Annotated in this window: 14 protein-coding genes and 1 other RNA gene; 5 read left to right on the top strand and 10 right to left on the bottom strand. The window is 57.1% G+C overall.

Features of this window, described 5'->3' with window-relative positions; translation table 11 throughout:
- The first annotated feature begins 36 nt into the window (after nt 1-36).
- Nucleotides 37-1,479, top strand: coding sequence for a protein adenylyltransferase SelO (selO, locus tag SK51_RS17385; protein ID WP_023305967.1), 1,443 nt, complete (start codon nt 37-39; stop codon nt 1,477-1,479).
- On the opposite strand, the gene SK51_RS17380 is transcribed toward selO, so the two are convergent.
- From SK51_RS17380 to ppsR, 8 genes are all read right to left on the bottom strand, one after another.
- A complete protein-coding gene (locus SK51_RS17380) occupies nt 1,476-2,255 on the bottom strand; it encodes a heme ABC transporter ATP-binding protein (RefSeq protein ID WP_023305968.1) in 780 nt (259 codons plus the stop codon). The two genes, selO and SK51_RS17380, sit on opposite strands and share 4 nt — an antisense overlap.
- A complete protein-coding gene (locus tag SK51_RS17375; RefSeq protein ID WP_023299913.1) occupies nt 2,248-3,240 on the bottom strand; it encodes a FecCD family ABC transporter permease in 993 nt (330 codons plus the stop codon). Before SK51_RS17375 ends, SK51_RS17380 begins: the two co-directional genes overlap by 8 nt.
- Nucleotides 3,240-4,058 (bottom strand): heme/hemin ABC transporter substrate-binding protein, encoded by an 819-nt coding sequence (locus tag SK51_RS17370; RefSeq protein WP_032676318.1) that lies wholly within the window; start codon nt 4,056-4,058, stop codon nt 3,240-3,242. Before SK51_RS17370 ends, SK51_RS17375 begins: the two co-directional genes overlap by 1 nt.
- Complete coding sequence (chuS, locus tag SK51_RS17365) at nt 4,055-5,083, bottom strand: hematinate-forming heme oxygenase ChuS (RefSeq protein ID WP_023305970.1); 1,029 nt, start codon at nt 5,081-5,083, stop codon at nt 4,055-4,057. The genes SK51_RS17370 and chuS overlap by 4 nt, the downstream gene beginning before the upstream one ends.
- Nucleotides 5,084-5,118: 35 nt before the next feature.
- Complete coding sequence (locus tag SK51_RS17360) at nt 5,119-7,101, bottom strand: TonB-dependent hemoglobin/transferrin/lactoferrin family receptor (protein WP_032676317.1); 1,983 nt, start codon at nt 7,099-7,101, stop codon at nt 5,119-5,121.
- Between the two features lie 76 nt (nt 7,102-7,177).
- Nucleotides 7,178-7,366 (bottom strand): hemin uptake protein HemP, encoded by a 189-nt coding sequence (gene hemP, locus SK51_RS17355; protein ID WP_022647850.1) that lies wholly within the window; start codon nt 7,364-7,366, stop codon nt 7,178-7,180.
- Between the two features lie 209 nt (nt 7,367-7,575).
- Nucleotides 7,576-8,622 (bottom strand): 3-deoxy-7-phosphoheptulonate synthase AroH, encoded by a 1,047-nt coding sequence (aroH, locus tag SK51_RS17350; RefSeq protein ID WP_023305972.1) that lies wholly within the window; start codon nt 8,620-8,622, stop codon nt 7,576-7,578.
- A gap of 150 nt (nt 8,623-8,772) precedes the next feature.
- On the bottom strand, nt 8,773-9,606 hold the full coding sequence (gene ppsR / locus SK51_RS17345) for a posphoenolpyruvate synthetase regulatory kinase/phosphorylase PpsR (protein ID WP_017384644.1): 834 nt from the start codon (nt 9,604-9,606) through the stop codon (nt 8,773-8,775).
- 335 nt (nt 9,607-9,941) lie between these two features.
- Here ppsR and ppsA point away from each other — a divergent pair, with 335 nt between their 5' ends.
- The 4 genes from ppsA to SK51_RS17325 all read left to right on the top strand — a co-directional run bounded on the left by ppsA (nt 9,942) and on the right by SK51_RS17325 (nt 16,899).
- Entirely contained in the window at nt 9,942-12,320 is a 2,379-nt protein-coding gene (ppsA, locus tag SK51_RS17340) for a phosphoenolpyruvate synthase (RefSeq protein WP_023305974.1), read from the top strand.
- A 234-nt stretch (nt 12,321-12,554) separates the two neighbouring features.
- Nucleotides 12,555-13,955 carry an MFS transporter gene (locus SK51_RS17335; RefSeq protein ID WP_032676316.1) on the top strand — a complete coding sequence of 467 codons (1,401 nt, stop codon included), beginning with the start codon at nt 12,555-12,557 and terminating at the stop codon, nt 13,953-13,955.
- A 3-nt stretch (nt 13,956-13,958) separates the two neighbouring features.
- On the top strand, nt 13,959-16,334 hold the full coding sequence (locus SK51_RS17330; RefSeq protein ID WP_023305976.1) for a glycoside hydrolase family 3 N-terminal domain-containing protein: 2,376 nt from the start codon (nt 13,959-13,961) through the stop codon (nt 16,332-16,334).
- 358 nt (nt 16,335-16,692) lie between these two features.
- Nucleotides 16,693-16,899 (top strand): hypothetical protein, encoded by a 207-nt coding sequence (locus SK51_RS17325; protein ID WP_022647855.1) that lies wholly within the window; start codon nt 16,693-16,695, stop codon nt 16,897-16,899.
- Between the two features lie 400 nt (nt 16,900-17,299).
- Here SK51_RS17325 and rprA read toward each other — a convergent pair.
- An RNA gene (gene rprA, locus SK51_RS24430) (antisense sRNA RprA) lies at nt 17,300-17,407 on the bottom strand.
- Nucleotides 17,408-17,616: 209 nt separating this feature from the next.
- The gene (gene ydiK, locus SK51_RS17320; RefSeq protein ID WP_022647856.1) at nt 17,617-18,732 is read right to left on the bottom strand and encodes an AI-2E family transporter YdiK; all 1,116 of its coding nucleotides are present in this window, start codon (nt 18,730-18,732) and stop codon (nt 17,617-17,619) included.
- Between the last annotated feature and the right edge of the window lie 171 nt (nt 18,733-18,903).

The raw sequence follows: 18,903 nt of genomic DNA, 5'->3' as shown, positions 1-18,903 counted from the left end.
CAAGGGAAACCCTCTACACTTAAAGCAGGAGGACTTATGACCCTGTCTTTTACTGCTCACTGGCACGATGAATTACCCGGCTTTTACACCGCGCTTAAGCCCACGCCTTTACAGAACGCGCGTCTTATCTGGCATAACGATGCATTAGCGGATTCGCTTGGCATCCCTTCGACACTTTTTCAGCCAGAAAAGGGCGCCGGTGTCTGGGGCGGCGAAACGCTGCTTCCGGGCATGAAGCCTCTGGCTCAGGTCTACAGCGGACATCAGTTTGGCGTCTGGGCGGGACAGCTCGGCGATGGTCGCGGCATCCTGCTGGGTGAACAGGTTCTGCCGAATGGCGAAACGCTCGACTGGCACCTGAAAGGGGCAGGGTTAACACCGTACTCACGCATGGGGGATGGCCGCGCGGTGCTGCGTTCAACCATTCGTGAAAGTCTGGCTTCCGAGGCGATGCATGCCCTGGGGATCCCCACCTCACGCGCGCTGTCCATTGTCACCAGCGACACGCCGGTGGCCCGCGAGACGATAGAGCAGGGGGCGATGCTTATCCGCGTGGCGGAAAGCCATCTGCGTTTCGGTCATTTTGAACACTTCTACTATCGCCGCGAGCCGGATAAAGTCCGCCAGCTTGCCGATTACGCCCTTCGACGTCACTGGCCGCACCTGCAAAACGAACCGGACCGCTATGTTCTCTGGTTCCGTGATATTGTCGCGCGCACCGCCTCAATGATTGCCCGCTGGCAGGCCGTTGGCTTTGCCCACGGGGTGATGAATACCGACAACATGTCCCTGTTAGGGCTGACGTTTGACTACGGTCCGTACGGCTTCCTTGATGACTATCAACCGGGTTACATCTGTAACCATTCGGACTATCAGGGGCGTTACCGTTTCGACAACCAGCCTGCGGTGGGGCTGTGGAACCTTCAGCGGCTTGCGCAAAGCCTGTCGCCGTTTATCGACGTCGATGCCCTGAACGATGCGCTCGATACCTATCAGGAGGTTTTGCTGCGGGAATATGGTGTGTTAATGCGCAACAAGCTGGGGCTGATGACGCAGGAAAAAGGCGATAACGCGCTGCTGAATGGGCTGTTTGCCATCATGGCGCGTGAAGGCAGCGACTATACCCGAACCTTCCGTATGCTAAGCCAGACTGCGCAACAGAGCGCCGCTTCACCGCTGCGTGACGAGTTCATCGATCGACAGGCGTTTGATGACTGGTTTGCCACTTACCGGGCGCGTTTACAGCAGGAACAGATTGATGACGATACCCGCCAGGCGCGGATGAAGGCGGTTAACCCGGCGATGGTGTTGCGCAACTGGCTGGCGCAGCGGGCTATTGAGCAGGCAGAGCAGGGGGATTATGCCGAGCTGCATCGGCTGCATATCGCCCTGCGCACGCCGTTTGCTGACCGGGAGGATGACTATGTCAGCCGCCCGCCGGACTGGGGCAAGCGACTGGAAGTGAGCTGCTCAAGCTAAGGGGCGAGAAAAACCTGCGGCGCGGCGTGCGCCGGATGTCTGCCGACGTGCACCTGCGCACCGTACCAGCGCGCCAGCGCGTCGGCCTGCAATACCGTCTCCGGTATGCCCTGAGAAACAATCCTGCCGTTGTGTAACAGCAGGATCCGGTCCGACCATAACGCGGCGAGATTAAGATCGTGCAGCACCACGCAGGCGTGAAGATGACCCAGACGGGTCAGCGATTTCAACAGGCGCAGCAGATGCTGCTGGTGGTAGAGATCCAGCGCTGAAGTGGGTTCGTCGAGAAACAGCCAGCCGCGCGGCGTTCCCTCACGCCACAGCTGCGCCAGCGCGCGGGCGAGCTGAACGCGCTGCTTCTCGCCGCCCGAGAGGGAATGATAACGTCTGCCAGCCAGCGGCAGGCAACCGGTCAGCTGCATCACCTCACGCACAATCGACGGTTCAGGTTGACGCGACCAGGGCGCACGCCCCATTCCAACGATCTCCTCCACCAGCCAGTCAAATCCAGGCTGAGTATGCTGACGCATCACTGCCCGATAGCGGGACAGCGTCTCCGGGTGCCATTCATCCAGCGCTTTCCCCGCCAGCGAACAGCCGCCGCTGTCGGGTTTCAGGTAGCCGGTCAGCAGCCGCAGCAGCGTGGATTTCCCCGCGCCGTTAGGACCGATCAATGTAACCAGCTCTCCCTTCGACAGTGACAGCGAAACGTTATCTGTCAGCGTGCGGCCAGACCGGGTAAAAGTCAGATTTTCAGCCGTATAACGTTCAGCCATGCTGTTCTCCACGACGAAAAATGAGCCATAAGAACCAGGGGGCGCCAAGGATGCTGGTGAGCAACCCGACCGGCATTTCTGCCGGGGCGACCAGAGTGCGGGCTACCGTATCCGCCACCAGCAGCAGAAAAGCGCCCGCGAGAACCGTGCCGGGGAGGGTTGCCCGGTGATCGGCGCCCAGCCACATGCGCATCAGGTGCGGCACCACGAGTCCGACAAAGCCAATCACGCCGCTGACGGCGACAGCCGCAGCGACCAGCAGAGCGCTGCATAACAGTAATATTCGCTGTACAAGGGCAACGTCCACGCCGAGATAATGCGCTTCCTCTTCACCCAGTTGCAGTAAATTTAACGCGCTGGCACAACGCCAGATCGCCAGAGCGGCAGGCACCATCAGCGAGATCACGGCGAGCAGCGTTGACCACTGCGCCTGACCGAGACTTCCCATTCCCCAGAGTGAAAGCTGACGCAACTGGGCGTCATTGCTGACCCACGAAAGCACACCCACTGCCGCACCGCACAGGGCATTGATGGCGATACCCACCAGCAACAGACGTGACAGAGAGGTGTCACGCTGCTTGCTGAGCAGGAAGATCACGCCTGTGGCTGCCAGCGCCCCAAAAAATGCCGCCAGCATCGGGGCATAAAGCATCACCAGCGCGGGCAGCGAGAGCGGGAGCACCACCCACAGGGCGACGGCCAGCGCCGCACCGCTGCTGATCCCGAGCAGGCCCGGGTCGGCCAGCGGATTGCGGAACAGCCCCTGCATGACGCAGCCGGCGAGCGCCAGCGACCCGCCAATCACCAGCGCCAGCAGCACGCGGGGCAGACGGATGGTGAGCCAGATCTGGCGTAGCGTCTCATCGCTGCCGCTCCACAGCACGTTCACCGGCAGGCGTAACGCCCCAAAACCGGTAGCCATGAACGTCATGACGGTAAGCAACCCCGCCAGAAGCCATAACGATAACGTGATGCGCCGGGACATCAGGGCAGTTGCTCCGCTCTGGCACGCAGCTGTTGTATGGCTTTCGGCGTGCGGACGCTGAAGCCCAGCAGGGCCATGTCATCAATAGCCAGCACCTGCTTGCTTCGTCCCGCTGGCGTTTGCGCCAGACCGGGCAGTTTCCACAGATTTTGTTCGCCGCCCAGCGCGTTAAGGCCGTCCTGCGAAATCACCACCAGATCCGGCTGGCTGGCCATTACCCCCTCCTGGGAGAGCGGCTGATAGCGGGTAAAGCCCTGCATGGCGTTCTGCAACCCGGCGGCGCGTATTGCCGCATCCGCGCCGGTCTGTTGCCCGGCCGCCATTGCGGTCATTCCGCCGTGGCTGAGGATAAACAGCACCCGCTTGTTGAGCGGTGTTGAGGGCAGAGCCGCCAGCGCCTGACGCAGCGAGTTGCGCAGGGTTTCCCCTTGCACCTCATGATGCGTCGCCTGAGCTATCACCCGCACTTTTTCGTCAATCGTGCGCAGGTCAGGCGTGCCGGGAACGGTAACCACCCGGACGTGGCTCTGTTCAACCTGTTTCAGCGCCAGAGAGGGTTGCGCCCGGTCGCTTGCCAGCACCAGCGTCGGGCGTACGGACAGAATTCCCTCCGCATTCAGCTGGCGGAGATACCCCACGTCAGGCAGCGCGTTTGTCGCCTGCGGCCACTGGCTGGTACTGTCGCGCGCAACCAGAGAAGACTCCGCGCCGAGAGCGTAGACGATCTCCGTCACGTCGCTGCTGAGGGCGACAATTCTCTCCGGCGCGGCGACGGCGACCAGCGGCAGGGCGCAGAGCAGGGCAAACCAGTTTTTCATGCGGCCAGCCCTTCTGGCGTCAGAGCGTCAATCTGGCGGCGCCACTGGCTCTGCTCCGGCTCGCCTTCGGTACGCTGCCCGTAGAGCTGGGCGATCTGAGTTCCATCCGCAGCAAACAGCTCCAGGCTGGTAACGTGTCCGTCTGCCGTGGGCTTACGCGTAACCCACGTCTCCGCGATAGTCTCCTCCAGCAGATGCAGGGTAAAGGTTGGGTTGAAGATGTTCAGCCAGCCCTTCATGGGCGTCAGTTTTTCCACCACACCGGTGAAGATCTGCACGCAACCGCGGTTGCCGACGAAGATCATGATTTCGTTTCCGTCCTGTTGCGCCCTCTCCAGCAGTTGTGCCAGCGCGCTGTTATCCACCTTACAGGCCAGATCGTCACTCACCAGACGAAACGCCTGCTGGCGGCTCAGGTTATGGCGCTTCAATAAGCTAAAGAATTGATGCACGTCGGTCATGGCGCGCCACTCTTTCTCCACCGAGCCTGCATCTGCACCGTCGGAATGCGCGGGGGCTTCGACAGCCTTCAGCGCCAGAGCGGGGTTATCGGCAATGATAAAACGGGTCAGCACGTCGCCCCAGGCGGCAAAGTCGGTGTGATCCGTGGTGTAGACCTTCAGTAAAGCGTCGCCCTGATGATCGAAGAACTGAATGCTCTGACGTTCGCCGCGCGGGGTCGCCTCGCTAATGTGAAACGCGCTCGCCCACTGGTTGAGGAACAAACGCAGATCCAGCGCGCGCGGATTCAGCACCAGCCCGGCATGACCGCCGAGGTGCTGGTGAGTAAACGCTCCAACCTGTTCGTGAACGGCGTATTCGTTACGGCAGATGCATTTGGTTTCCCCCACGGACTCCAGCGCTGCCAGAATCTCGCGGATTTCACCGCGCAGCCGCCAGGCGTCGTGTCCAACGCGCGCAAATGCCAGCTCTGCTTCGCTGATGTGCATTAATCCGGCGATATCACGGGCGTACTTACCCGGATGTTCTTCTTTAAGCTCAAGCCAGCGTGTGTAGTGACCCATAATCTTATCCTTCTGAATCGTTGCCCCGAAGGGAATTACCATTGATAACTGACGAAGATCTTGCCGTTGCGGCCATCCTGCGGGATGCCCTGCGGTGACCAGTAGGCTTTGTCGAAGGCGTTCCCCAGCACGAGGGTGGTGGTGACGCCTTTGAACTGCTGCTGGCCTTTATAGCTGACGTAGAAATCATTTACTGCGTAGCCAGGCTGCTCGCTGTAGCTGCTGCTGATGTGCGTTGAACGTTCGACGAAGGTGCCGATCCAGCCCACGGAGAAGCCGCTTTGCGTCACCGGGATATCCAGCTTGCTGGTGACGGTGTCCGGGTTGATGCTGGAGATATATTCACCCGTGTCGGTATCTTTCCCGCGCGTGCGGTTGTAGGCCACGTCGAGGTTGAATAGGCTGGTCGAGTAGGTCGCCATCATGTCCCAGCCCCAGATTTTGGCATTTGGTACGTTATAGGACATGGTAGTGGCCGCCGCAAAATCGACGGTGGTAGAGATGTAATCTTTTGCTTTGGTGTCGAAGTAGCTGGCTTTGAACTCCAGCGCGTCGTTGGCGAGTAGCAGATCGTCAAAACGCAGCCCAAAACCGAACTCCTGGGTTTCGTTGGTCTCCGGACGCAGGTTCGGGTTCGGCACCCAGTAGTTAGTGTAGAAGCTGCCGATAGAGAAGTGCTTTGAGTCGTTATACATCTCGCCCATCGTTGGCGCGCGGAAGGCCTGGGCGTAAGAGCCGAAGAGCATCAGCCAGTCGGTTGGACTCACGGTTAACCCGGCGCGTGATGACCATTTATCCGCATCCACGTCGTCGTAACCGTCGCTGCTGCCGCGGTAGTTGTCGTAACGCGTCCCGCCGAGAAGCGTTACCGGCAGGTCGCGCAGGGTGATCTCATCCTGCAACCAGCCGGAGCTGAAGTCGATTTTAGCGTCCGGGAAGCCGGTGGTCGCGCCGCCAGGGTGTTGCTCCTGACGGTAGTATTCCCCGCCGTAGGTCAGCATGTGCGAGGCGAAGGAGTCGCTGAACAGGCGGGTGCGGTTTTCCACTTTGCCGCCTTTGGTGGTCTGCTTACGTAACTCGCCGCTGGCGTCGATGTTCTGGGCGTTGATCCGCGCTTCGGACCAGTAAATTTTCGCATCGGCGTTCAGCCAGTCGTTTCCGGCTGGCGCAATGCGGTAGCCAAGCTGGGCATCGCGCTGAATGGTGGAACGATCGGTCATCGGGTTACTGCTGCTGGCATCCGTGGTCTGCGGATTTTTCGGCTCCTGCGCGTCGTTGTTGTAGTAGCGCAGGGAACCGCTCAGCGTCTGAGCCGGATCAATTTTCCAGCTGCCTTTCGCCAGCATATTGTTGATCGATTCGTCGTTTGGCGCCCTCGCGCCGTCACTCTGGCGAATGTCGCCGCGATCGCGACTGGACCAGGAGACCACACCGTCCAGGGTATCGGTGCGGCCATAGGCGCTGGCGCCCATCCCGATGCTGTGATCGCCCGTTGCACCGGTAGCAAATACGCGATAGCCGCTATTTTTACCTGCGTCCAGCAGATCGCTGGCGTCGACGGTGTCATATGAAATTACGCCGCCCAGCGCGCCGCTGCCGTACAGCAAGGCGGAAGGGCCACGTACCACTTCGATACGTTTGATCAGCGCCGGATCGAGGAACGTGCTATTCAGGTGTCCGGTATCGGTGCCCTGACGTACGCCATCCACCAGCACCAGCACGCCACGTCGGTCGTAACCGCGCAGGTTAACGTCCTGACCGTTGGTGCGCCCGGTGCCGTCCAGCGTCAGGCCGGGCACCTTGCGCAGCAGGTCGGCGGCGGAGCTGGCGGTCTGGTTTTCCGGCGCGGTGGCGTCAATCACGCTTACCATCATGGGGGCTTCGAAGGCGCTGCGGGCGTTGCCGGTGGCGGTAACGGTGATATCGTCTGTGGCGGCAAACGCAACGCCCGGCAGGGTGCTGACAATTGCCAGCGCCAGAAGAGACGGGCGTAAAGACACGGATTGCAGGTGTGGCATAGCAACTCTCCATAAGAATTGAAAAGCGCTGGCTGCCTGGGGATCACCTGGGTGGCTGGCGAATGTGTTGTCTGGATTATTTAGTCAGGATCAGTTTTCCGGCATTGGTCTGGCGCAGCAGGTAGTGCTGGCCGTCATGCTCGATAATGACCCGTCCCTCCTCACCCAACAGGCTTTTGCTGTCGATTCGGCGATCGGTGGGAGCAGGGGACGGCGCTGTGTGTGTTTTTACTGGCGTTGCCGCGCTGTTATCGGTCGGTGACATAATGTTTATAAATAACAATCAATGTAACAATGATAATCATTATCAATAAACTGCAAATTCACGGCAAGCGTTTTTATGAAAATTGTGTGAGGGGATCAAATTTGGGGGAGAGGTGCGGTCTGATGCCCTCACCCCGACCCTCTCCCACGGGGAGAGGGAGAAGGGCACGTACCGTAGGCCGGGTAAGCGCAGCGTCACCCGGCAGGATTTTAAAAGCGCGTGTCCACGGCTGAAGCCAGCTTCTCCAGCAGCAGCTCGCTGTCTTCCCAGCTCAGGCACGGGTCGGTGATCGACTGGCCGTACACCATTTGCTGTCCGGCGACGATCTTCTGCGTGCCTTCTTTGATAAAGCTCTCCGCCATAATTCCTGCAATGGCGGTCGAGCCGCTGCGGATCTGCTGGCAAACTTCCTCGCAGACGTCCAGCTGGCGGCGGTGCTGTTTCTGACAGTTGCCGTGGCTGAAATCCACCACCAGATGCTCCGGCAGGTCAAATTCCGCCAGCGTTTCGCAGGCGGCGGCAATATCTTCTGCATGGTAATTCGGTTTTTTACCGCCACGCATAATGATATGTCCGAACGGGTTGCCGCTGGTCTGGTAGATGGTCATCTGGCCGTTTTTATCCGGGGAGAGGAACATATGGCTGGCGCGTGACGCGCGGATGGCATCAACGGCGATGCGGGTATTGCCGTCCGTTCCGTTTTTGAAGCCCACCGGGCAGGAGAGCGCCGACGCCATTTCACGGTGGATCTGGCTTTCGGTGGTACGCGCGCCAATCGCGCCCCAGCTAATGAGGTCGGCAATAAACTGTCCGGTCACCATATCCAGAAATTCGGTAGCGGTCGGCACGCCCAGCTCGTTAACCTGTAACAGCAGCTTGCGCGCCAGCGCAATGCCGTGATTCACCCGGTAACTACCGTTCAGATCGGGATCGGATATCAATCCTTTCCAGCCCACGACAGTACGCGGTTTTTCAAAGTAGGTACGCATCACGATCTCCAGGCGATCCTGATACGTGCCGCGCAGCGTCTGAAGGCGTTGTGCATAATCCATCGCCGCGTCCAGGTCGTGGATGGAGCAGGGGCCAATTACTACCAGAAGACGTTTGTCTTCACCATTGAGAATTTTTTCGATGCGGCGACGGGAGGCCGTCACATGGTCCGCCACCTCGGCGGAAACGGGGTGCAGCCGGGCCAGCTCAGCCGGGGTGACCAGGCTATCAATGCGCGCGGTGCGCAGTTCGTCGGTTTTGTTCATGGAATGTCTCAGAAATTTTTTGCTTCATCGGCAGACTACCGGGAAGTGATGGGCATCACCTTAAACCAATCCCTGCTGATTTCAAGTTCGGGGCACGTCGCCCCGAGGATGGCATGATAATAACTGAAACAGGATTAATGTACTAGCATATTAGTACATGCGGCGATTCAGTCCCATGATATCGAGGATCTTGGTGGCAATTTCTTCTACTGAATAGTTGGTACTGTTCAGCCAGGGGATCTGATTTTTCCGGTACAGCGCTTCGACTTCGGAGACTTCCATTCGGCACTGGCGCATTGAGGCGTAGCGGCTGTTCTCGCGACGTTCTTCGCGGATCGCCGCCAGTCGTTCCGGGTTGATGGTCAGCCCAAATAGCTTATGCTGAAGCGGCTTGAGCGCGGCAGGCAGCACCAGGTTGTCCATATCATCGGCAATAAAGGGGTAGTTGGCGGCGCGAATGCCAAACTGCATTGCCAGGTAAAGGCTGGTGGGGGTTTTACCGCAGCGCGACACGCCTAGCAAAATGACCTGCGCCTGGTCCAGATTGCGCAGCGAGATCCCGTCGTCGTGCGCCAGAGTGTAGTCAATGGCGGCAATACGCGCATCGTATTTGGTCAGGTTGCCGGGGTTCAGCCCGTGGGTACGGTGAGCGATCGGCGTCGGGTCGAGCTTCAGCTCGCTTTGCAAGGGTGCAACCAGTGCCTGCACGATATCCTGACAGAAGCCCTCGCTTTGCAGAATGATGTTGCGGATCTCAGGGATCACAATGGAATAGAACACCAGCGGACGAACACCGGTCTGCTGGTAAATGGCGTCGATCTGGTCCTTGACCGCTTTGGCCCGGCTCTCGTTTTCCACGAACGGCAGCGTGATGCTGTTTATCGACACGGGAAACTGCGACATCACCGCGTGTCCCAGCACCTCGGCGGTAATCGCCGTCCCATCAGAAATATAAAAAACGTGACGATCGACAGCATTATCCATTTTATCCACCCAGAATAGCGTACGTAATTGCCTGAAAGCATAAATTAAAAAAGTTAATTGCACAGCAAAGAACTTATCTGAATTTAAAATGAAATGGTGTTTTTGATTTTCCTGAAAAGTGGATTTCATTTTCTGATTAGCGGCGTTATTTCTATGGTTTTTGCCGGAATCTATAGGAATCATCGGGTTAGCGAGTGCGGGGAAACTGTCCGAAAAGTTGAAAATTTAAATTGCTTACACGATTCACCGTTTTTTTAGCGGAAATAAATATGCCAGTATAAATACGTAGTCAGGTGTTTCTTACTCCGATCAAATATCACAAAAGGATTGTTTCGATGTCCAACAATGGCTCGTCACCGCTGGTGCTTTGGTATAACCAACTCGGCATGAATGATGTAGACAGAGTTGGGGGCAAAAATGCCTCCCTGGGTGAAATGATTACAAATCTGTCCGGTATGGGTGTCTCCGTACCAAACGGGTTTGCCACAACCGCCGATGCGTTTAACCTGTTTTTAGACCAGAGCGGTGTAAACCAGCGCATTTACGACCTGCTGGATAAAACGGATATTGATGATGTCACCGAGCTTGCCAAAGCCGGCGCGCAAATCCGCCAGTGGATTATCGACACACCTTTCCAGCCGGAACTGGAAAAAGCCATCCATGACGCCTACAACCAGCTCTCCGCTGACGACGCGCAGGCCTCCTTTGCCGTGCGCTCTTCCGCTACCGCGGAAGATATGCCGGATGCCTCTTTCGCCGGACAGCAGGAAACCTTCCTCAACGTCCAGGGTTACGAGGCGGTACTGGTGGCGGTGAAGCATGTGTTTGCTTCCCTGTTCAACGACCGCGCCATCTCCTATCGCGTGCATCAGGGCTATGACCACCGCGGCGTCGCGCTCTCCGCAGGCGTACAGCGCATGGTGCGCTCCGACGTAGGCTCTTCCGGCGTGATGTTCTCTATCGACACGGAATCCGGCTTCGACCAGGTGGTGTTTATCACCTCCGCGTGGGGTCTGGGCGAGATGGTGGTGCAGGGGGCGGTGAACCCTGACGAATTCTACGTGCACAAGCCTACGCTGGCGGCTAACCGTCCGGCAGTGGTACGCCGCACCATGGGCTCGAAAAAAATCCGCATGATCTATGCCCCGACGCAAGAGCATGGCAAGCAGGTCACCATTGAAGATGTGCCGCAGGAGCAGCGGGATCGCTTCTCGCTCACCGACGCCGAAGTGGAAGAGCTGGCGAAGCAGGCGGTGCAGATTGAAAAACACTATGGCCGTCCGATGGACATCGAGTGGGCCAAAGACGGCCACACCGGCAAGCTGTTTATCGTGCAGGCGCGTCCGGAAACCGTCCGTTCGCGCGGTCAGGTCATGGAGCGCTACACCCTGCACGCGCAGGGCAAAATTGTCGCGGAAGGCCGCGCAATCGGCCACCGCATCGGTGCCGGTCCGGTGAAAGTGATCCACGACATCAGCGAGATGAATCGCATTCAGCCTGGCGACGTGCTGGTGACCGACATGACCGACCCGGACTGGGAGCCGATCATGAAGAAAGCGGCTGCTATCGTCACCAACCGCGGTGGCCGTACCTGCCACGCGGCTATTATCGCCCGTGAGCTGGGGATCCCGGCGGTGGTCGGCTGCGGTGACGCGACCGAACGCATGAAGGACGACCAGAACGTGACGGTCTCCTGTGCCGAAGGCGATACCGGTTACGTGTATGCCGATATCCTCGACTTCAGCGTGAAGAGCTCCAGCGTGGATACCATGCCGGACCTGCCGCTGAAAATCATGATGAACGTCGGTAACCCGGATCGCGCGTTTGACTTCGCCTGCCTGCCGAACGAAGGCGTGGGCCTGGCGCGTCTGGAATTCATCATCAACCGCATGATCGGCGTTCACCCGCGCGCGCTGCTGGAGTTTGACGACCAGGACGCGAAGCTGCAAAACGAAATCCGCGAGATGATGAAGGGTTACGACTCGCCGAGAGAGTTCTATGTCGGCCGCCTGACGGAAGGCATCGCCACGCTCGGCGCGGCCTTCTACCCGAAACGCGTGATCGTGCGTCTGTCGGACTTTAAGTCCAACGAATATGCCAACCTGGTGGGCGGCGAACGCTACGAGCCGGAAGAAGAGAACCCGATGCTGGGCTTCCGCGGCGCCGGACGCTACGTGTCGGAAAGCTTCCGCGACTGCTTCGCGCTGGAGTGCGAAGCGGTAAAACGCGTGCGCAACGACATGGGGCTGACCAACGTGGAAATCATGATCCCGTTCGTCCGTACCGTGGATCAAGCGAAAGCGGTGGTGGATGAGCTGGCGCGTCAGGGGCTGAAGCGCGGCGAGAATGGGCTGAAGATCATCATGATGTGTGAAATTCCGTCCAACGCCCTGCTGGCCGAGCAGTTCCTGGAGCACTTCGACGGCTTCTCCATTGGTTCGAATGATATGACGCAGCTGGCGCTCGGCCTGGACCGCGACTCCGGCGTCGTCTCTGAGCTGTTTGATGAGCGTAACGAGGCGGTGAAAGCGCTGCTCTCCATGGCCATCCGTGCGGCGAAGAAACAGGGTAAATATGTCGGGATCTGCGGGCAGGGTCCTTCTGACCATGAAGACTTTGCGGCCTGGCTGATGGATGAGGGGATTGATAGCCTCTCCCTGAACCCGGACACCGTAGTGCAAACCTGGCTGAGCCTGGCAGAGCTGAACAAGTAAAACCTGCATAACCTGAAAAAGGCGAGGATATCTGTCCTCGCCTTTTTTATTTTCCTGCGAATATGCTCACCATCACAAATAAAGCAAAAAACCAAATATCATAATTTATCTGTTAATTTAGACAATTGTTAGTGGGCAGGGCGTTGCTAATACTTGAGCCTTACCGCGTACATCCGTCGGGATGATGCGCGACTGGTTGAAATACGTTTTAACCTGATAAAAAGGCAAATAACAATGACAATCTCCTCTGTATTACGTACCAAAGATAAAATAGGTTATGGCCTCGGTGATATGGCCAGCGCGCTGGTCTGGCAAACGGCAACGTTATTTCTCGCGTATTTCTATACGGACGTATTCGGTTTGCCGGCGGCCATTATGGGCACCATGTTTTTAGTGGTGCGCGTGATCGATGCGTTTGTCGATCCGTGCATTGGCGCGCTGGTGGACCGCACTCAGACCCGCCACGGTCGTTTTCGTCCCTGGCTGCTCTGGTTTGCCATTCCGTTTGGCGTGAGCTGCCTGATTACCTTCTACGTACCGGATGCCGGGCAGACGGCGAAAATTGTCTATGCCTGCGTAACCTATGCCATCCTGAGCCTGATCTACTCCGCGATTAACGTTCCATACTGCGCCATGCCCGGCGCGCTGACGCTCGACCCGCGCGAGCGCCACTCGCTGCAATCCTGGCGCTTTGGCCTGTCGTTTATCGGCGGGTTGATTGTAACGGTCATCGCGCTGCCGCTGGTCTCATTATTAGGTCAGGGGAATGTGCAAAAAGGTTATTTCTATGCCATGAGCCTGATGGGGCTGCTGGGTATTGTTTTATTCTTCTGCTGCTTCTTTATGACCCGGGAGCGTTACTCGCCACGCAATGACACCTCCGGCTCGATGCTGACGGATTTAAAACTGCTGGCCGCCAACAGCCAGTGGCGAATTGTTTTTCTGTTTAATATTTTACTGTTAACCGCCGTCGTGACGCGTGGCTCTGCGACCATGTATTACGTTAACTATGTTCTGTTACGTCCTGAACTGGTCTTTGCCTTTATTGTTTCCGGCATGGTGGCATCCTTAAGCGGCGCATTATTATCTGAACGCCTGCTGGGGAAATTTGATCGCGTACGTGCCTATCAGTGGACCATTATTTCTTTCGTTATTTTTGGCACGTTGATTTTCTTCATTCCTCCTTCGCAGGTGTGGCTGATATTCGGTCTGAATATTGTGTTTAGTTTTATTCAGAACCTGACCACGCCGCTGCAATGGACCATGTTCTCCGATGTGGTGGACTACGAAGAACACCGCAGCGGCCGCCGTCTGGACGGGCTGGTCTTTTCTACCGCCCTGTTTGCCATCAAGTTTGGGTTGGCGCTGGGTGGGGCGGTAGTCGGTTGGGTGCTGGGCATGGTGGATTACGCGCCCGGACAGGCAAACCAGGCGCCTCACGTCCTCGCAACCATCAATGCCCTGTTCACCCTGATCCCCTGCGCGCTGTTCCTCTGCATGGTGGCGCTCCTTGCTATCTACAAACTCAACAGCCGACTGGTGGATTCCATTGCCCGTGAGCTGGCCAGCAAGCGAGACATTCGAAACGATGCGGGGCAGCTCAGCCCGGTAACCCAATCCGCACTACAGGAGTAAACCATGACTGTGATCTACAAGGACGCGGGACGTCCCGTACACGAGCGTGTCGCTGATTTACTGGCGCGTATGACGCCGGAAGAGAAATTTGCCCAGATGCACGCGTACTGGCTGATCCTCGATGAACACGGCAGCCACCGCGAGCGCAGCGATTTGAGCGATGAGTTCGCCGGCGTGAGCGAACAGGCGTCCCTCAGCGAAAGGCTGAAGCTGGGCGTCGGGCAGATCACCCGTCCGCTCGGCACGCACATTGTTGATGCAAAAACCGGCGTGCGTGCCGCTAACCGCCTGCAACGTATGATGATGGAGGAGACCCGGCTCGGCATTCCGGCGCTGTTTCATGAGGAGTGTCTGGTTGGGCTGCTGTGCAAAGATGCAACCCTGTTCCCGTCGTCGCTGAACTACGGTTCCACCTGGGACCCGGCGCTGGTGCAGCGCGCGGCGGAGCAGATTGGCAACGAGGCCCGGTCTGTCGGGTGCCAGCAGGGGCTGGCCCCGGTGCTGGATGTCTCGCGCGATGTGCGCTGGGGACGGACGGAAGAGACCTTTGGGGAAGATCCGTGGCTGGTAGGGGTGATGGCGACGGCGTACGTGAAGGGGTTGCAGGGCGATAAGCGCGATCTGCTGGCGACCCTGAAACATTACGTGGGGCACTCCTTCAGCGAAGGGGCGCGCAACCATGCGCCGGTCCATCTGGGTTTCAGCGAGCTAAACGATACCTTCCTGCTGCCGTTTGAGATGGCGGTGAAGCTGGCCAACGCCGGTTCGGTGATGCCAGCCTATCATGACATCGATAATCAGCCAGGGCACAGCGACCATTTCCTGCTCACCACCGTGCTGCGTGAACAGTGGGGCTTCGACGGCATTATTGTCGCGGATTACGGCGGCGTCAGCCTGCTGCACCAGCACCACGGGATTTCTCACGATCCAGCAGAATCGGCGGCGCTGGCGTTTAACGCCGGGCTGGACGTGGAATTGCCGAAGGATGACTGCGCGCGTCATCTGGCGGAAGCGGTAGAGCGTGGGCTTATCTCAATGGCGAAAGTGGATGAGATTGTGGCGCGCGTGCTAAGTGAAAAATTCCGTCTCGGGCTGTTTGAAAAACCGTACGCCGACGAAGAAGGTATCGATTTGCAGAATGAGGCGACCCGGCAGGTGGCGCGCGAGGTGGCAACAAAATCGATCACGCTGCTGGAAAATAACGGCATTTTGCCCCTCGGCGGAAAACCCCGTGTAGCGGTAGTGGGGCCGACGGCGGACGATCCGCTGGCGTTGCTGAGCGGCTACAGCTTCCCGGTTCACCTGATCATCAGCGATATGGTTGAAGAGACCTCGCAGGTGACAACCCCGCGCGCGGCGCTGGAACAGTACCTTGGTGCATCGCAGATACGTTACGCCAAAGGGTGCCACATTATCGAAAAACGGATGGCGGGTGCGCCGGTGTTCCCGGGCGACAGCGGCGGTAAACCGATGCAGCAATCGCCGGTTTCACAACGCACGGATTTGATCCCCGAAGCCGTGAGCGCGGCAAAAGAGAGTGACGTGGTGGTGGCCTGCGTGGGCGACCTCGCCGGGCTATTCCAGAGCGGCACCGTGGGGGAAGGATCGGATACCGATTCGCTGAATCTGCCGGGCGTGCAGCAACAGCTGCTGGAGGAGCTGGTGGCAACCGGCAAGCCGGTAATTGTCGTCATGACGGGCGGGCGTCCTTATAACCTTCAGGGGCTGGAAGAGAAGGTGGCCGCGCTGATGATGGCCTGGGCGCCGGGGCAGGAAGGGGGCTGGGCGATTGCCGATATCTTAACCGGCCGCGCGGAGCCGCAGGGCAGGCTGGTAGTCAGCGTGCCGAAAAACGCCGGGGCGATGCCGTACTACTATAACCACAAGCTGAAAAGCGGCGGCACGCCGTTTGCGTTCCATTTCGGCGCACTTTACCCATTCGGTTACGGTCTTGGCTGGACGCAGTTTCGCTGGAGTGCGGCGCGTCTCGCTGAAAGCCACGTCCCGGTCGACGGAGAGGTGGTGTTAAGCGTCGATGTCAGTAACATCGGGGAGCGCAGCGGCAGCGAAGTAATACAGGTATACGTGCGTGACAAAGTCGCGACGCAGGTTCGTCCGCTTCAGGAGCTGAAAGCGTTTCAACGCGTTACGCTTTCACCGGGAGAAACCGCCACCCTGACCTTTACCTTGCCGGTGGAGATGTTTAATTTCACCCGCCGGGACGGGAAGCGGATTGTCGAGTCAGGGGAATTTGAGCTACAGGTTGGCGCGTCCTCGGCGGATATTCGCGAGGTGGTGAACGTGCAGGTGACCGGGGAGACGCGGGTGCTGGAGGGGGAATGGCAGATGTTGAGTAGGAGTGAAATTTGTAAAAATTAATATTCAGGACTCGCCTGGCCACAAAGGCGAGTCCTCTTTCAAGCAATTAAAAGAAGAAAATGAACTTACAAAGCACTAATAACTTAAAAAAATAGTTCGCATAAGAATAGTCTTAGCCGCCTTGCTCTGAGCCTGGAACTGATATAGCTACTCCTCACCGTCTGCTGATTGCAGGACTGCGCCAGATAGCCTGATAGGTTTGATGAGCTATAAAAGATGAAATTTAAATGAAGATACGGACTCTGTCTGATTTAAGTTCCCTGTGCAACGGCTACATGACAACGCAATGCAGGGAAAACGAAGACCTACAGTGCATAGCGTCAGAACTCAGGATTCAATAAGTAACTGGAGAGGTTAAGTGGTTGTAGATATTTCGGTGTTATTCATTATTCTTTTAATGATTGTGTGCGCCCTGATTTATCGCCTTTCTGTCATGGAAGATAAGTTGTTAGCAATGGAGTTAAGACACGCTACGGAAGTCAACGCAGCGCGTAGAGAAGGGTATATAAACTGCATGAATCTTCATGCTCAGGTTGAAAAAAGTATAAAAGATAAAGCTAAATGATGGCGTTTTTAGGAACGCCAGTTTGGCTGTTATATCATTTACTGTGCTTGCCTTGACGTTTATCTTTTTTCTTATGGCGGGAAAATAATCCACATAACTATTATTGACAGAAGAAAAAGGTGCAGGCGCTGCTCCTGCAGTGGTCAGCCGCCTTAAACGTGGTGATGCTCATTACAACGTGAACGTGGTCGCGCTGATGAACGGGCAGAGGCTACTAATAATTCAGAGCAAAAGGAACAGCTGGCGGTACGAGAAAGATATTCAGAAGATAGTGAAATGGCATATGCTTATGACGAATGGAACTAAACAGTAAAACTCTTTCATCGCTATTCATTCGTCTGTAATGAACGGTTTTTTCGTTTAAAACACGCCTAAATCCTGTGCGCTCAGCATAAGTTAAATAAAAAAAAGCCCATCGTGGGAGATGGGCAAAGACTACACACAGCAATTCGTTGTTTCACTCAGGGGATTTCCATGCTTATAAATCAAGGTGTTGATTTATAACCGTGTCTTAATAGTAGGCATGCCAACTTTATGAGTCGATCGGATTCGTCTCAATAGTTAAAGGGAGGTAAAGATTTCTTGAAGAGAATGACGGTTTTAGGCATGAAAAGGCGGGTCTGACCAGTGCGCAGAGAATAAATAGTTTAGCAACGTTTAAGTATTCCTGCGAAGAGTGTAGGCCGGGTAAGCGTTAGCGCCACCCGGCAAAGGTTATTACTGCGCGTTCTTATCTTCCAGCTCTTCAAGTTCGCTTAAGATGAGGTCCGGATCGGTTCCGGGTGGCGGCACTTCATGCACCCAGGCAGAGAAGAGACGCCAGGTTACCGCAAGTAGCACCGGACCGATAAACAGGCCAATCATGCCGAAGGCAATCAACCCCCCGATCACCCCGGACAGGATCAGAATCAGCGGCAGATCAGCGCCCATGCGGATGAGGAGAGGACGAATCACGTTATCCATGGTGCCCACCACGCAACTCCAGACCAGCAGCACCGTGCCCCAGGTTGTGTCCCCCGTCCAGTAAAGCCAGATAATGCAGGGAACCAGCACCAGCAGCGGACCAAGCTGTGCCAGACAGGTCATCAGCATGACAACGGTGAAAATGGTGGCATAAGGTACGCCGGAAACCGCCAGCCCGATACCGCCAAGCACCGCCTGCACCAGCGCTGTGACCACCACGCCGAGCGCCACCGCGCGAACGGCCTGGGCTGCCAGCAGCACGGCCGCATCGCCGCGTTTACCTGCCAGTCGGGTGGCGAAATGGCGTACCCCCAGCGCAACCTGCTCGCCGCGCCAGTACAGCAGGGCGCTGAAGACCAGCATCAACGTACAGTGCATCATGAAGCGACCAATATGCGCAGCCTGCCCGACAAACCAGGTGGTGGTTGTGCCGATGTACGGGCGCACTTTGGCCATCAGGGCGCTACCGCCCATCTCCAGCAGGCTGTGCCAGCCGCTGTATAGTTTTGCGCCCACAACAGGAATGCTGTTCAGCCACGCGAGATCCGGCAGCGTCATGTCACCGCTGGTGACCGCGCGAATAACCGGGCCGCTGCTGTCAACCAGGCTGTTAACCAGCAGCGCAATGGGAATAATAAACAGCAGGAACAGCAGCAGCGTCATCACCAGCACGGCAAGGCCGCGGCGACCAAACAGCAGTTTCTGCAAACGTAAGAGTAAAGGCCAGGTTGCGACCACGACGGTCGCGGCCCAGGCAAATCCGAGCACGAAAGGACGAACAATCCACAGACACGCAATAATCATAATGGCTAAGAACAGCACCGACAGCAGTATCTGTGCGACATCCCTGGGCTGACGAAGATTGACCATAAACGAAACTTTCCTTAAATGAACACCAGCAAGGCTGATGGGAATATAAACCGCATCTCTCTAATCATTAGTGATTTCAGCGATTTTTGACAGGCGGATTTTGCCCGTAATTCTACGAAGCACATAAGAAAAAAATGTGATAAAACTTTCCAGACACAACGCAAACGATTT

The sequence above is a fragment of the Enterobacter sp. MGH85 genome (assembly GCF_001037655.1).
In the GTDB taxonomy this organism is placed as follows: Bacteria; Pseudomonadota; Gammaproteobacteria; order Enterobacterales; family Enterobacteriaceae; genus Enterobacter; species Enterobacter intestinihominis.
This window is presented reverse-complemented; position numbering and strand designations above follow the sequence as displayed.